We start from the raw sequence: 15,241 nt of genomic DNA on the forward strand, positions 1-15,241 counted from the left end.
GACAGGGGCTCTCCTTGGCATAAGCCTCAATCAGGTAGTCCGTGATCATCAACAAGTTTCTTCGAAAAACTTTACAAACTTATCTTTGATGTCGGGGCAAACTTTTTTGATATAAAAAAGGAAAAACCACAAAGGTGTATCGTCACCCGTATCGTCGCGCAGCCAATCTTCCTCATTTCCGAAACAACAGATGACACAGCGAACAAAATTCGCGAAAGCCGGATCCGATTCCCGGTACTGCCTCTCTATTGGCCAAAGCTCGACAAAAAAAGCCGACCTTTGCTCATGGCTGGACTCAAGCGTACCCGGCGTCACCGCTTTATTCAGGTAGGACGACATCAGATTAAGTTTTTCAGTCGAAATACTACTTAACGAACCATCGTGAATAAGCTGCAGTAAAAATCCAGCGTAGCGGCGCACCAATTGATTAATGGATATGTTTGCAGCTAAGAGACGCGCCTCAAGGCCTTCAATTTCTTCAATTTCTTTTGGATCGCTCACTCTTTTACTCCATCACATACGCCGAGCTTACCCATCACCTGTGCGCAAGAACGACAAAATTTCAGTGGTTTACCATCATTCCTTACGGTCGTAGATGTTGAACCTTGCGTAATGTCTCTCAATGCTTCTACAGATTTAACATCATTCGCTTTAGCGATTTTGCTTAACGCATCTGCTTCTCCGCAGTGTCCATGAATAAACGGAGAACGTTGATCGTCTGGTATCGACTCATAGAGTTCCTGGACTACAGGATGCTGAATGCCTTCGCCACCCGCTTTAGTGCTAAATCCGACCTCGGGTGCTTGCAGGTTACCCGACTCGATTGTAGTGCGCGTCCCTTTGTTGTTTGGCGTAATGCCTTTTTGACGGGCCAGTCCTAGCGGGTCAATCCATCCGATCGGGTTTGAGACATACTGATAGAGGTTCAGTCCACCCTGATACCCAATAGGGTCCTGACTTATGAAACGTCCCACTGAAGGGTCGTAGTAACGATGTCTATTGTAGTGCAGCCCCGTCTCATGATCATGGTATTGACCTTGGAATCGAATCGGATTTGCAATGCCCTGCTGTTTCGCACAGGTCGACCGCTCCTCTCGTATTTCGCCCCAAGCCTTGTACTGCGCGCTCCATACGACGTCACCCTTCTGGTCAGTCAGCTCTTGAGGTGTGCCCAGATGATCGCACTGGTACCAGGTCAATACATCAATGCGGGGCGACGTCGCGGAATGATTCCAAAGCGGATCCTCCTCCAGGCTGTAGTACTCGGCATAGCTGGACGACGATCCAGTCAGATTGATGGATTGATTCGAGATAGCCTGCGCCACCGGAATGAACGTACCCGGCTCAAACACATAGTGAATCGTGCGACCCGCCTCGCCATCCTGCTGTGCAGCACGACTCTCCCAAGCCAGGTTATCGCCATCCCAACCGTACAACGTGAACCCACAACCATGCTCTCGCTGCAACCGCGCGTGTTCAGTGTTATTCCACATTGAGCCCGCTGTGGATCGCTGCTTGTAATGTACCCTTGAGTTCTTCAGCAATCGCCGCCCAAGTGCATCGTAGGCATATTCCACCGATAGCCTGGCGTCTTCGAAATGCACCAACCGATCAAACAGATCCCAACGCATTTGGCTGAAAGCACCATCCCGCCAGCGCTTTATCTGATTTCCGCGTTCGTCGTATTCGTAGTGAGTGCCGGCGTAGTCTCGCAGCAGGTTATCCACCCGCTTGCTGCGAGGCGGGGTCAGCTCCAATGGTCGCCGACTCTCAGCGGTCTTTTCATCCAGCAGGTTACCCGCCGGGTCAAAGTCGAACGTCTCATCACCTAAACGACTGACTGCGCTCAACAATCTGCCGACCGGATCATAACGGTAGGACAACTGACCACGACGCGTATCGTTGATTTCGTTCAGTTGTCCTGCTGCGTCGTAGGTGTACTCACGCTTGAGAACAACCGACTGGTCATCACTGCGCCCCAGCAGTTGCTCCTGCAAGCGCCCGGCAGGGTCCCATTTTTGAGTCTGTATCAGTCGATTGCCTTGATGCCGAGCGACTTCGCGGTGCATATCATCGCGCTCGTACCCAAGCAGTTCGTGCTCGTTCAGACGCAACGCCAAGAGATGGCCGCTGCCGTAGGTCAACCAACTGACCCGATGCCCGTCTGGACGAATCGTAGCGACACGCTGATTGAGCACGTCGTATTCATGTTGCCAAACAGCAGCGAGTGGCTTTTCCACACCAAGATAATGCTGATGCTCACGCACCATGTTGCCTGCCGCATCATGGAACCACTGCACACGGCTATCGGCGTTGCTCGCAAAGATCATCTGACCCCTGCCGTCATAAGCATAACTTTCTGCCTGTGACCGATCGCCAAGCGTCGCAAGACGCTCAGTCACACGTCCCATTTCGTCGTACCCAACCGTCACTATCCGGTCACCGGTAGCTATCTTCGACAGGCGTCCGGAAGCCATGTCGTATTGATACCGAGTCAGACGACCGTCAAAGCCTGTTTCGGTCAACAACCGTCCAATCGGGTCATAAAGGAATTGTGCCGAGCGCTCATTCTGGTTCTCCAAGGCTTGCAAGCGCCCCATGCGATCCCATCGGTAACGCAAGGTATGTTCTGCCGCATCCACCCGTTCAGCGACGAAACCAGCGACGGTATAGCTCCAGGTTGTACAGCGGTTTAAACCATCGACATGCGTCAACAACCGACCTTCTGCGTCCCGCTCGAAGCGCTCCTCTGTTTTGTCCGGGCGCCTGATCAGCACCACTTGCCCAGACTTGTATTCGTACTCAGTGCTCTGCCCAGCTGCATCGGTTGCACAGATGACCTGCCCACGATCATCGTATTTCCAGGCACTGGTCTTGCCTGAGCAGTCGACGTATTTGAGCAATTGCCCAGCGTCGTTGTACTCAAGTGTTTTCTCGTTGCCGTTGGCATCCTTGATCGCAATCGGCAGCCCGGCCTTGTCGTAGGCGTATTCAGTCTTGTTGTCGAGTGGGTCGACCGTTTCAACCAGATTCCCAGCCTCGTCATAAGCGCGTAACCAGAGGCCGCCCTCCGCATCCATGATCTTGATCAGTTGGTCCTGATCGTCATAGGCAAAGTGCACCACGCTGTTGTCAGCGCGAATGTGTTCAACCCGATTGCCACGCGGGTCGTAGCTGTAGCGATCCGTCGTTCCATCCGGGTGCACATGTCGCACGACGTTTTTCGCTTCGTCACGGAACAGCCATTCGGACAAGCCATCGGCGTGACGAATGCGGTAGGTGTAGCCAAGGCTGTCGTAGTAATGCCAGGTCTCGTTGCCGTGGGCGTCAGTGACGTAGGTCAGGCGAATGTTTTCGTCCCACTCCAGACGCGTGTCGAAACTGCCATCGTCCGCCCATTCGCGCACAGCCTTCGCATCTGCACCTGTGCCCTGCCATTGCAGGTTCATGCCGCGTCCGGTGCGGTCGGTGTATCGAGTCACCAGATGGAACTGATACTGGTAAGCCCAGGCAGCGCCGTTCTCATCTTGTGCCTGAATCAGGTCGCCGTAATCGTCATAGGCATAAGCGCAAAGCTGACGAACCGGCTCACCGTCGCAGATTTCCCATAGTCCTGTCAGACGCCCCTGCTGATCAACCAACGTGCCGAGATGGCGATGCACCTTGGTGATATCGTTTTCCTGGTAGGTGATCAAATCGGATAGAACCGCGCTCTCGCCGTGGCGATGCTCGTGGTGCAGCATGACCCCGGCACCGTTGCGCAGCACAATGCCCACGAGGACATAATGTTGAGCACGACGTATGTAGGTTTCCTTGCGCTCGAAGCCGCGGCACAACAACAGTTGGCCCTCAGCGGCATGCACCAAGGTGATGTTCTCAATCGCGTCGTAGTGGAATTGACCGACCTTCGGTAACGGATAGGCATGGCTACGTCCGTCCGCATCGTGGAACACGAGGCCGTCATCCACCGCATCAATCCTGGTGGTAAACGCTGTAATCCAGCGGGCCCCAATCACGTCCGCGTCATAGGCGTTCAGATCGGAGCAATACGTACGCGTCCATTCGATGGGAAATGCACCGGGCAAGCTGAAGTCTGTGTGATTGAACGTCTCTGTACCCATGGCAAAGTTAATGCGCTTGCAGGTCGCAGGGCATACTTCGTTTTTCTCATCATTAGGCCGCGACTTTGGTTTCGACTCGCCCCGACTGACCTCAACTTTGCCGTCGCCAGCAACACGTCTCGACTGGCTGGTTGTTCCTGGTTTGACGTTACCGCCTTGTCCGTGAACATTGCGCATCCGCCAGGCTGCAACTGCACTGGCCAGCACCACCAGCAATGCACCAATGGAGCTTTGAACGGCCGGATCGCTCAACTTGTTCAACTGCGTGCGCAGTTCAGGCCCCATGGCTCGCAAAGATTTCGTATGGACCAGCACCTTCTTCTTGGCCTGTTCTGGCAAAAGATGCTCGGCGGCGCTGTTGGCCACACCTTTCCCAGCGGCCTTGTAAACATTCGCGGCGGCGCCAAAAATATTGCTGATCGCACTCAGGGGGTCATGGAGCAACTGATCGCTGGCGGCGCTTGCCATCTGTTCGGCTGCTTTCAGATTGCCTTTGGCATCGAGCTTACCGTTTACGACCCTTTCCAGGCCGTTGGCAATTTCGTTGAGGATTTTCTCACCGAGCTCCCCTGCGTCACTGAGCAACTCTTTGAGTTTGGCTTGGGCCTGCTTAACGAAATCATCAATCACACCCACGATGTCAGCGTTCAGATGGCCGACCACCACGTTGATCAACGCATCACCAAGTACCAACTTTCCGACCTTGGCGACTTCCTGACGCACCAGAAATAGTGTCGGTCGCAAGCTCATGCGCGCTGCTGCCATATTCGGCGGCATGGGCAAAACGCCGATCAGGTTGATTCCCAGGCTGACCCAGTTGAGGGGATCTTGTTTCGGACTATTGGAGAGCGTCACAACATCATTCAGCGCGTCGACCAATGCCATGATGTTACCGACAACAGGCAATGCCCCCGCCACCGTCTTGATCCGCTCCAGGGTGACCAGATCACCACTGATATCCCGCAACCATGCATCGAATTGAGCCGCACTGCGGCCTACGTCTTCCACCATGATCAGATTCAGGGGAACGACGGCGACTTGTGGCTCACGTTTGGTTGCAACAGCGGTATTGGTCGTCATGGGAGCGTCTTACCAGCCAACAGGCTCGCGAATTCAGGGATAACATGAGGCGCATCGCCGGTTGAGGGCTACGACTGGACGTCGCTTCTCATCAGCAATAGAGCCAAGATGTAGTTAGAACGATCAGCTGATCACTGCGCCTTTCGGGCCGCTTGCAATCAGCGCAGCGCCGCAAGCGGTTTTCATACCGTCCAGAGCGATGGGCGTGCCATCAACGGTGTAGGTGCTGCTGCCCTCTGCAATCGGGAAAACCCCTTTGCACAGTGGACAGCTGACCTTGTGACCGACTCCGGCAATAGGCTTGCCGTTGAGATCGGTTTGGGAGAAGGCTTCGAGCACCTTGCCACCGTGGGTGGTGGAGTCGCCCAAGCGAATGGCGTCTTTCATGTTGTCACTCCTTTGACTTGATCCTGGTCTCGTGAACCTGCCGTCTGCTGGTCTATCAGTCAGCTCTGCAACCACCAATTGAGCAGCGTTTCATCATCTTCATCATCAATGTTTTTATAGATATTGGCGTAATACCATTCGAGTCCGGTTTTCTCGCGGAACCGATCAAAAAACTCATTGATGCTGTCCATGCCATTGCTTGACGGCACAGCCAGTGACAGGTTGCCTTCGAAAACACCATCCAGCGTTCCACCCAGTTCATTGCCGACATCAGTTTCGAGCTGCGCTATGACGTCCTCGGGGATGAAATCGGCGTAGATATGAATACAAAAATTCCCTCCGCGCTTCAGGACTTCAGCGTGGGTGTTTTTGTTTTTTATCGAGATGACATCACCTCGAGCCAAATTCAGCGCAAGACCAGGGGAAGACAACAGCTCATAAGTATCCTGCCCCCTCTGAATTGCAGGGAGTTCCTCGAATACAGGGCCACCGTCATCTGATACAAACACCTGAATCAGTACAGGCAATTCTTTATCGTCCATATGGCGCTCCACAACTTCCACGTTCGACACACGACATCCCTTCTTTCACGTAACCGCTATTTCCCGCACTCAGGTTACACGAAGCGCCCTCAAGATCTACGTTGACATCGGCAAGGTTGCCCCCATTTGAGGTAGCCACATTCTTATGCCCCAAGTGCATGTCATCAGGATTGGTAGAGGTATGTCCGCACCGCCAGCACTTGTAAACGCCCACCGGTTTACTTTTATCGATGAGTTTTTTACGACATGCCGCCTGCCCTTTTCGACTACCTCCGCCGACCTTACTCGCAGCAATATCTTGTGCTGATGCTCCATCACCGTCCTTCAGCGCGCGCTTGGATGGCGGTTTCTTGACCAGCCCTAAAGGGTCCACCCATTGGGTTGGGTTAGGCGCGTATTGATGAAGGTTGATGCCCCCCATCAGACCTATCGGATCTTTCGAGATGAAGCGACCTACATGGGGGTCGTAGTACCTGTAGCGGTTGTAGTGCAAGCCTGTTTCGTGATCGTGGTACTGGCCCTGGAAACGAATGGGACTAGTCAGCCCGCGCCGCACTGCCGAGGCTGATATCTGTTCTTTCACCTGCCCCCACGCTTTGTATTGAGCGCTCCAGGCGATCTCACCGTCTTGATCGGTAAGTTCTAATGGTGTGCCTAAATGGTCACACTGATACCAGGCCAGGGCATCGAACGGTTGTGCTTCAGGAGCGTGACTCCACAGCGGATCATCTTCAAGATTGTCGCCGCCGACATATTCCGGCTGACTCAACAGATCAATCGAGGCGTGTGTGAGGGCTTGAGCCACCGGTACGAATGTGCCGGGTTCATAAACGTAATGGACTGTGCGACCTGTCCCCCCATCAATAGGGGCCGGGCTGCTCTCCCAGGAGAGGTTGTCCCCGTCCCACCCGTACAAGGTCAAGCCACAGCCAAGCAAGCGCTGAATGCGCCCCTGCTCATTTTTATTCCAGTGCGAACCTGCTTCAGGACGGTTCACATAATGGGCTGTCGAGTGCTTATACAACCGGCGACCCAAGGCATCGTAGGCGTATCTGACCGAAAGACGATCATCCTCAAAATGCACCAACCTATCGAACAGGTCCCATTGCAATCGACTGCGCTGACCGTTGTGCCAACGCAATGTCTGGTTGCCACGATCGTCGTACTCGTAATGAGTACCGACGTATTCACGTAAAAGATTGTCTACCAACCGACTACGTGTCGGGGCCTGATCAAGAGGCCGGCGCACTTCTGTCACCTTCTCGTCCAGCAGGTTGCTGGCAGGATCGAACGCGAAGTTTTCAACGCCGAGGCGACTTGCTGCGCTGATCAGTCGCCCGACCGGATCATAACGGTAGGTAAGCGGTCCGCGACGAGTATCGTTCAGCTCAGTCAACTGGCCGACCGCATCATATTTGTACTGGCGTTTGAGCAACGTCGAATTGTCATCGCTTCGACCGAGCAATTGCTCTTGTAGCCGCCCTGTCGGATCCCACTTTTGCGTCTGGTGCAGGCGATTCCCTTGATAACGAGCGACTTCGCGATGTAAATCATCTCGCTCATAACCGACCAGTTCGTGATCATCCAGTTTTAACGCGAGCAAATGCCCACTGCCGTACGTCAACCAACTCACCCGATGGCCATCCGGACGAGTCGTGGCGACACACTGATTGAGGGCATCGTACTCATGCCTCCAGATGGCAACGAGCGGTGTATCCAGATCCTGATAATGCTGGTGCTCTCTGATCAGATTACCGGCCGAATCATAGAACCACAGCAACCGGCTCTGGTCGTTCGTGGCCAAGACCATGTTGCCATTACCGTCATACGCAAAGGATTCGCTTTGAGTCGCATTGCCCAGGCTCGCATGGCGTTCAACAAGCCGCCCCATTGGGTCAAACACCATCGAAATGATGCGCTCACCGCTGATGGCGCTCGCCAACCGCCCGCTCTCAGCGTCGTATTGATAGCGTGTGGCAAGGCCGTCGAAGCCTTTTTCCTCAAGCAATCTTCCGACAGGATCATAGTGAAACTGGGTGCGCTGCTCGTTTTCGTTTTCGAGTGCTATCAGCCGACCTAGCCGATCCCAACGATAACGAAGCGTTTGCTCGCAAGCGTCTATTCGCTCGGCAACCATACCGGCCGCGTTATAGCTCCACGTCGTGCAGCGATCCAGACCGTCAACATGAGCGAGCAGACGCCCTTCGGCATCACGCTCGAATCGTTCCTCGGTTTTATCTGGATGCGTTATCAAGGCGATATGCCCGGTCTTGTACTGATACTCGGTGCTTTGCCCCGCTGCATCGGTAAAGCAGATCATCTGACCGCGATCGTTGTATTCCCACTCGCTGGTCTTGCCAGAGCAATCGGTATATTTGAGAAGCTGACCAGCAACGTTGTACTCAAGCGTTTTCTCGTTGCCAATTGCATCCTTGATAGCGATCAACTGACCTGCTTTGTCATAGGCGTACTCAGTCTTGTTCCCAAGCGGATCGACTGACTCCACCAGATTGCCGGCATCATCGTAAGCTCGTTGCCACTGACCGCCTTCTGCATCACTTACCTTGATCAGTTGGTTGAGATCATCGTAGGCGTAGTGAGCGACACTGCCGTCGGGGCTGATGTGCTCGAGCAAATTACCGCGCTCGTCATAGCTGTAGCGATCAGTGGTGCCATCTGTATGAACGTGACGAATCACGTTCTTCGCATCATCGCGAAAGAACCACTCTGAACGTTCATCGGCATAGCGAATCCGGTAGGTATAGCCCTTGATGTCGTAGTAATGCCAAGTCTCGTTGCCATGGGCATCAGTGACGTAAGTCAGACGGATGTTTTCGTCCCATTCCAGGCGAGTATCGAAACTGCCGTCATCCGCCCACTCGCGCACAGCCCTGGCGTGCGATGTGTGGCCATCCCACTGCAGATTCAAACCGCGGCCGGTGCGATCGGTATACCGAGTCAGGAGGTGATGCTGATACTGATAACTCCAGGCCGCACCGTTTTCATCCTGCGCCTGGATCAAGTCGCCATGGAGGTCATATTGGTAATGACACAATTGCCGCACAGGCGCGCCGTCACGAATCTCCCAGAGACCGGTCAAGCGTCCTTGATCATCTATCAGCGTACCGATGTGCAAGTGGACTTGCGTGACGTCACCTTGATAGGTGATCAGATCGGATAATATGAGGGCATCCCCATGGCGATGCTCGTAATGCAGCATCAGCCCGGATCCACTGCGCATTTTGACATCCGTCAGCCAAAAGGAACGACCACGACGGACATAGGTTTCCTTGCGCTCGAAACCGAAGCAAACGAGCAGCTGATCCTCACGGGAACGAACCAACGTGAGATTTTCAACGGCGTCATAGTGAAAGAGGCCTGGCTTGGGCAGGGGGAAATCGATGCTACGACCATCGGCTCCAAAAAAAACCAGTCCATCGTCCTTGCAGTCGAATCGGGTCGTAAACTCCGTTACCCACCGTGCCCCTAATTCGCCATTGTCAAAAGCATCAAACCGGGAGCTGTAGGTGCGCACCCACTCGATAGGAAATGGACCCGGCAGGCTGAAATCGGTATGGCTCAGTGACTCGGATCCCAACGCAAAGCTGATGCTGTTGCAAGTACCCGCGCAAGCACCATTTTTTTTGCCATTAGCGTTGGCGTTCGCAGGAGCCTGATGGCTGCTGGCCTCGAGTCGACCTTCACCGGCCTTGTGTTGAGCCTTACTGGTGGCGTTGGGTTTAACGCTAGCACTCTGTCCATGCCCACGACGCTTGCGCCACGTCACCACAGCACCGCTGAGCATTTGCAACAACCAACCAATCGAATGACGCGTTCCTGGGTCACCCAACTTGCTCAATTGGGTTTTGATCTCAGGCCCCATCGCTCTCAATGAACCGGTGTGCGTCATCACCAGTTTTTTAGCCTGATCCGGCAAAAGATTCTTCGCCGCGCTGTTGGCAACCCCTTTACCTACGGCTTTGTAGGCACTGAATGCAGCCCCGAAGATATTACTGATTGCCGCTTTGGGATCGCTGAGCAGTTGATTGCCCGCCGCCGTGATCTTTTGTCCAGCCGCGCGCGCATCGCCTTTTGAATCAAGCTTGCCATTTACAACGGCCTCAAGACCCTTGGCAATTTCGGTGACTGCGCTTTCGCCGAGTTTTCCTGCATCGGCGAGAATGCCCGAGAGTTTGCCTTGAGCCTGTTTCACGAAGTCATCGATCGTGCCGACGATGGTTGCGTTCAAATGCCCGACCAGCACTTCGATCATCGAATCGCCCAACAGCATCTTGACGCTATTACGCAATTCCTGACGTACCAGAAACAAGGTCGGGCGCAAACTCATACGAGCAGCCGCCATGGTCGGAGGCGCAGGTAAAACACCGATCAGGTTGATCCCCAGACTGACCCAATCAAGCAACTCCCGCTGCTTGCTTCTGGTAAGCGTGACGATATCGCCAAGCGCATCGACCAGCGCCATGATGTTGCCGACAACCGGCAGCGACCCCGCGACCCCTTTGATTCGGTCGAGCGTGACGACACCACCACTGATGGATCGCAGCCAGGCATCAAACCGGGCAGCCCCACGACCTACGTCCTGCACGTCCAGCGTGTTGAGCGGAACGATAGCGACCTGCGGCTCGCGCTTCTTGGGAACGGCTGCCTCAGTCATGAGAGCACCTCCCCATTCAGCAGGCCAGGCGTCTTAAGCGATGGTTTGGGCAAGGACGGGGCCGGGAGGCTTGGCAGTTTCCCTGCCCTGCTCGCTGCGCCGAGGATGCTCGATGCACTCGGCAGCGCCGCATTGGCAAGTTTCGGCAACCCGGCCGCCCCGCCCTGCACCGCCCCTTTCACCTGCTGCGCCGTCTGCATCGCGCCCTGTGCGGTCTGCGTGGCGCCCATGCCGCTCTGCGCCAGTTCCTTGCCCTTCTCCAACATGTCCCAGTTCTTGTTCGGCAGAACCTGCGCAACCATCGCCTGCACCTGACTCGGTACGTCTTCAGTGGCTGGCGGTTTCAGCGGCCATTCCGCTTTGCCGATGTAGCTGCTCTCACTCCAGGTGTCCGCCGGATCCTTGCCGAACAACACGCGCGCGGGGCCTGGTGCAGCGCCAGAAACGCTGGCGAAACCCTTGGCGTCGAGCTTGCCCTTGATGCTTTTGCCCAGGGCGTCGATGACTTCGTAGTCGCCTTCCTTGATGCCCTGACGCCCGGCATACTGGTTGAACAGTTCCAGATTGCCCTTGCCCGGTTTCGGCGGTTCCGGGAATACGCCGGCCAAACTTTTCGCCCCGGTGTAGGCGAAGTTCGCCGCGTGCGCGGTGTACGGGCCGGTGGTGGCGTGGGTGATGCCGCCGGCGTTGTAAGTGGTGGCGCTGCCGCCGCCCTGAATCACCAGTTCGGTCTTGGCGGTGATCGTGATGCGGTCGGCATTGGCAGTGATGTTGAGTTTGGCCAGCAGGTTGATGCTGTCCTTCAGTGCCTTGACGTCGATGTCGCCGGATGCCGCCACGAGCCGCCAGCCCATGCTCTGCACGAACAGACGCATGCCACGGCTGGCACTGGCCAGCAGGCGTTTGCCGATGGAAAAACTGGTGTGCCCGGTGCTACTCAGCGCCAGGTGTTCACCGGTGGCGATATGGCTGGAGCGCGGCGTGGTCAGGGCGATGCCCGCGGGGCTGGCGAGCACCAGATGCGGCTCGGTGAATTCAGGGAATTCATTGGCGGTCATGTTCGCCGGGCCACTGCCGAGCACGCCTTGATGCTGCGCGTGCAACGCCTTGGCCACATCGTCCTGATCGCCGGCCTCTTGCGCTTGAAGCTCTTTGGCCTGCGTGGCGAAACCGTCCTGCTGATCGCTCGCAGTGGCGAGGCGCTCGGCGGTTTCCGGCAGGTCCTTATGGTGCTTCGATTCGTTCGGGCGCGGCTCGGTGGTGATCAACAGACCGGCGCCAGCACGCACCGCGCCATGGCGGTCGGTGCGCAACTCGAAACCTTCGCCACGCGGCTGCCCGCCGCTCGGGCGCGGGTGTGTCAAGTAGCCGAGGTTGATCGCACTGGCGCCGTGATCACTGCGCAGCGCAATACTAATCTCGCTGGTGGTGTCGTCGATGCGCAGTTCGTTGGCGCGGCTACCCTTGTATTCCTTGCTCTTGACCGTGGCCAGAGTCTTGAAGTCCGGTAGTTTGTACGGCGGCAGGTTGGCGCCGTGGTACAGGCAACCGGTGATCAGCGGCTGGTCGGGATCGCCTTCCAGGAAGGTGATCAACACCTCCATGCCGACCCGCGGAATGTTGATCGCGCCAAAGGTTTCGGCAGCCCAGTTCGAGGCCACGCGCATCCAGCAACTGGTCTTGTCGTCGTGCTCGCCTTCCCGGTCCCAGAAGAACTGCACCTTCACCCGACCGTACTGGTCGCAGTAGATCTCTTCACCCTCGGGGCCGCAGACCACGGCGCTCTGGGTGCCGAGGACTTTCGGTTTCGGATGATCGAGCGGCGGGCGGTACGGCACGTCCCACGGGATCGCGTTAAAGCGGTTGCGGTAGCCTTGGTGGAAATCGTCCTTGTTGTCGGTGGTGTCGCTGGTCACCGACTCTTCCAGCACTTGCGGCTGCTTGCCTTCGTGGAAGATCTCGGTCAGCAGCCACAGATCGTTCCAGGTCGGGTTGGCGTGTTCGGTGAGGGCGAGGAAATGCCCGCTGACCAGAATCGGCTGATCGCTGTTGCCTTCGGCCAGACGATAGTCAGTGCGATGGCGCTCCAGTGCGCGATTGGCCAGGTGCTTGCCGCGCTCGCGATCAACGAAACGCCCCGGATAATCGTAATCCTCCAGATCCGGCTGGGCGCTGCTCTTGGCATCGCTTTCGAGCTCGATCTTCGGTTTGACGAAGTCGTAATCACGGCGTGTGGTGCGGCTGGTGCGGGTCGCCAGACGCAGGCCGAAACGCTTCACCACCGGTTGATCGGCGACCAGTCCGGAGTCCTGCTGATAAGCCACTGGCGCCAGTTTCGGGAACACCGTCTGGTCATCGCCGAACATCAGTTTGTGGCCGCTGGCAGTGTGCTGGAAGTGGTAGTGAATCCCCTCCTCCTCACACAGGCGCTGGACGAAATGCAGATCGCTTTCGTCGTACTGCACGCAGTAAATGCGCTCCGGGTAAATCGCGCTCAGCTGGAAGTGATAGTCACTGGCGAGAATGCCGTGTTCTTCCAGCACCTTGCTGATGATCTGCTGCACGGTCATCTGCTGGAAGATGCGCTGGTTGACCCGATGCGCGAGGTACGACAGCTGCGGGCGCAAGGAGATTTTATAGCGGGTCAGGCGTTTGCCGGCCTCGCCCTGGGCGATGCTGTAGATCAGCCCGTGAATCCCCGTGCCGCTGGGCGACAGCTGCAGGAACGCGAGTTTGTGCAGCAGGCTTTCGAGGTTGATCGAGGCTTTCTCACTGACCAGTTCCAGCTCAAACTCGAAGGGGGTGTTGAGCGCCTCTTTCCCGGTGAACGACAGCACCTGGAAATCGCTGTCCGCGCCATCGATGGTCAGATTGAAATGAGGCTGATTGGCCGGTGAGAACATCCCTTGTTCCTCGCGCAATGCTGCGACGGGCGCCATTCCATGAAGCGTGGCGCACGCAAAAAATTCTGTAGGTCAAAGCCGCCCCGGCCAGCCGCACTGGCCGGGGTGGTACAACAATCAGTCGCGATTAAACGACTGGAGCACGCCAGTCATCGGAACCCGAAGTACCGGAGACTTCGTGGGTCCAGGTGATTTTGCGGTAGGTGAACTGCACTTCTTCCAGGTGGGTGAAGTGGGCGTTCGACGGGTCCTGGCAGTTGTGCATCTTGTTGTTGATGGCGACGATGATCGCGTCTTCCAGTTTGGTGGTGTAGTAGTGCTCTTGAGTACCTTGAGCAGAAGTGCGGTACCACTGGATAACGATTTCGCTCATGCGCTCGCCGGAAGTCAGCGCCGCTTGCAGCAGAGGCGAAGCCTTGTCGTAGACCTTGGTGATGACCACTGGCTTGTGCACGCGCTGACCGGTTGGCTGACCGGATTGCGGATCACGCGGGATGATCACGTCGTGGGTGAAGGCCTGAACCATGACCTGGTCTTCGTGACCTTCCTGGAAGGTGTTACCCACGGAGTCGGCGGTGAACGCGCCGGCAGTGATCAGACCTTGTTTTTCGCCAGTGACGGACATGTACGCTGGTGTTGCCATGGGGATGCTCTCCTTGCTCGAAAAATACACAACCGACAGGCACCATTGCCTGTCCGGGTGTCTGCTCAGAGATCAAGTTCCGTGCCAGCTATCACCTAGCCATTATGGATCAAGGGGTTGGCGGCAATGCCTTTGCGTTTAGCCGTTTAAAATTTCGATAAACAGAAAAAAGTGCGCAAGAAGTTGCGCAGTGCTGTGCAACTTCTTGCGCACTTGGCTGGAGGGCACGTTTTATAAGGGTTTGAAGTAGATTCTCGGGTGAAATCCGTGAAGCAACTGCGCAACTTTTTGCGCAGTGGTGATATTTAGATTTTCGACGCTGACGACGCCACTTGCAGTTGACGATAAGCGTCGACCAACTGCTGAAGATTGAACGCGAGGTTCCTCCCGCTCGGGTTCGGCAACACCCACACGTACGCGCCACCGAAGGTCTTTGCCTGCAACCCCCACGCCACCACCTTCTGCCCCGACAACGCCGCATACGCAGCCTTGCCCAGAAACGCCACATAACCCGGCGCACAGCGGGCGATCTTCTGTTCAAAGCCCAAGGCCGCCGCCGTGAACTCCTGCGCCGCTAGCTGATCCGCCCGCGCCGTCGGCCGCTCGACCATCGCCGTCAACCCGCAGCCAAATTGCAGGATGCTTCGATCATCCTCCGCCCGCACTTCATGCGGGGTGAACCCGGCCAAGTGCAAGGTGCGCCAGAAGCGATTCCCGCGCCCGGCAAAATGATGCCCCTGCGCCGCCGCGAGCAACCCCGGATTGATCCCGCAAAACACCACCGAAAGCCCCGGCGCCAGAATGTCTTCAAGCCCTTCACCCGCCATGCGCCCGCCCTCATTCGCAAACATTTGCACCACCACCCACGGCAAACCCTAGAATGGCCATCC

Annotated in this window: 8 protein-coding genes; all 8 read right to left on the reverse strand. The window is 56.3% G+C overall.

All coding sequences use genetic code 11. The annotated features are described in order from the left end of the window. Positions 1-48 precede the first annotated feature (48 nt). The 8 genes from LCH64_RS24025 to mug all read right to left on the reverse strand — a co-directional run bounded on the left by LCH64_RS24025 (position 49) and on the right by mug (position 15,178). A complete protein-coding gene (locus LCH64_RS24025; RefSeq protein ID WP_226501488.1) occupies positions 49-501 on the reverse strand; it encodes a hypothetical protein in 453 nt (150 codons plus the stop codon). Continuing rightward, the gene (locus LCH64_RS24030) at positions 498-5,201 is read right to left on the reverse strand and encodes an RHS repeat-associated core domain-containing protein (protein ID WP_226501489.1); all 4,704 of its coding nucleotides are present in this window, start codon (positions 5,199-5,201) and stop codon (positions 498-500) included. Before LCH64_RS24030 ends, LCH64_RS24025 begins: the two co-directional genes overlap by 4 nt. Positions 5,202-5,324: 123 nt before the next feature. Beyond that, positions 5,325-5,588 carry a PAAR domain-containing protein gene (locus LCH64_RS24035; RefSeq protein WP_085582987.1) on the reverse strand — a complete coding sequence of 88 codons (264 nt, stop codon included), beginning with the start codon at positions 5,586-5,588 and terminating at the stop codon, positions 5,325-5,327. Between the two features lie 59 nt (positions 5,589-5,647). Beyond that, positions 5,648-6,130: a DUF4265 domain-containing protein gene (locus LCH64_RS24040; RefSeq protein WP_226501490.1), complete on the reverse strand. Its 483-nt coding sequence runs from the start codon at positions 6,128-6,130 to the stop codon at positions 5,648-5,650. After that, positions 6,120-10,805, reverse strand: a complete 4,686-nt coding sequence (locus LCH64_RS24045) for an RHS repeat-associated core domain-containing protein (RefSeq protein ID WP_226501491.1) — start codon at positions 10,803-10,805, stop codon at positions 6,120-6,122. Before LCH64_RS24045 ends, LCH64_RS24040 begins: the two co-directional genes overlap by 11 nt. Then, a complete protein-coding gene (tssI, locus tag LCH64_RS24050; protein WP_226501492.1) occupies positions 10,802-13,708 on the reverse strand; it encodes a type VI secretion system tip protein TssI/VgrG in 2,907 nt (968 codons plus the stop codon). Before tssI ends, LCH64_RS24045 begins: the two co-directional genes overlap by 4 nt. Positions 13,709-13,835: 127 nt before the next feature. After that, positions 13,836-14,351, reverse strand: coding sequence for an Hcp family type VI secretion system effector (locus tag LCH64_RS24055; RefSeq protein WP_027613808.1), 516 nt, complete (start codon positions 14,349-14,351; stop codon positions 13,836-13,838). Between the two features lie 305 nt (positions 14,352-14,656). Beyond that, entirely contained in the window at positions 14,657-15,178 is a 522-nt protein-coding gene (gene mug, locus LCH64_RS24060; RefSeq protein WP_226501524.1) for a G/U mismatch-specific DNA glycosylase, read from the reverse strand. Positions 15,179-15,241: the final 63 nt, after the last annotated feature.

It is taken from the genome of Pseudomonas sp. MWU16-30322 (genome assembly GCF_020515535.1).
In the GTDB taxonomy this organism is placed as follows: domain Bacteria; phylum Pseudomonadota; class Gammaproteobacteria; order Pseudomonadales; family Pseudomonadaceae; genus Aquipseudomonas; species Aquipseudomonas fluorescens_H.

Excerpts from the sequence above, each read along its gene's own strand:
- LCH64_RS24030 (WP_226501489.1), bottom strand. The coding sequence starts at position 5,201 with ATGACGACCAATACCGCTGTTGCAACCAAACGTGAGCCACAAGTCGCC.
- LCH64_RS24035 (WP_085582987.1), bottom strand. The coding sequence starts at position 5,588 with ATGAAAGACGCCATTCGCTTGGGCGACTCCACCACCCACGGTGGCAAG.
- LCH64_RS24040 (WP_226501490.1), bottom strand. The coding sequence starts at position 6,130 with ATGGACGATAAAGAATTGCCTGTACTGATTCAGGTGTTTGTATCAGAT.
- LCH64_RS24045 (WP_226501491.1), bottom strand. The coding sequence starts at position 10,805 with ATGACTGAGGCAGCCGTTCCCAAGAAGCGCGAGCCGCAGGTCGCTATC.
- tssI (WP_226501492.1), bottom strand. The coding sequence starts at position 13,708 with ATGTTCTCACCGGCCAATCAGCCTCATTTCAATCTGACCATCGATGGC.
- LCH64_RS24055 (WP_027613808.1), bottom strand. The coding sequence starts at position 14,351 with ATGGCAACACCAGCGTACATGTCCGTCACTGGCGAAAAACAAGGTCTG.
- mug (WP_226501524.1), bottom strand. The coding sequence starts at position 15,178 with ATGGCGGGTGAAGGGCTTGAAGACATTCTGGCGCCGGGGCTTTCGGTG.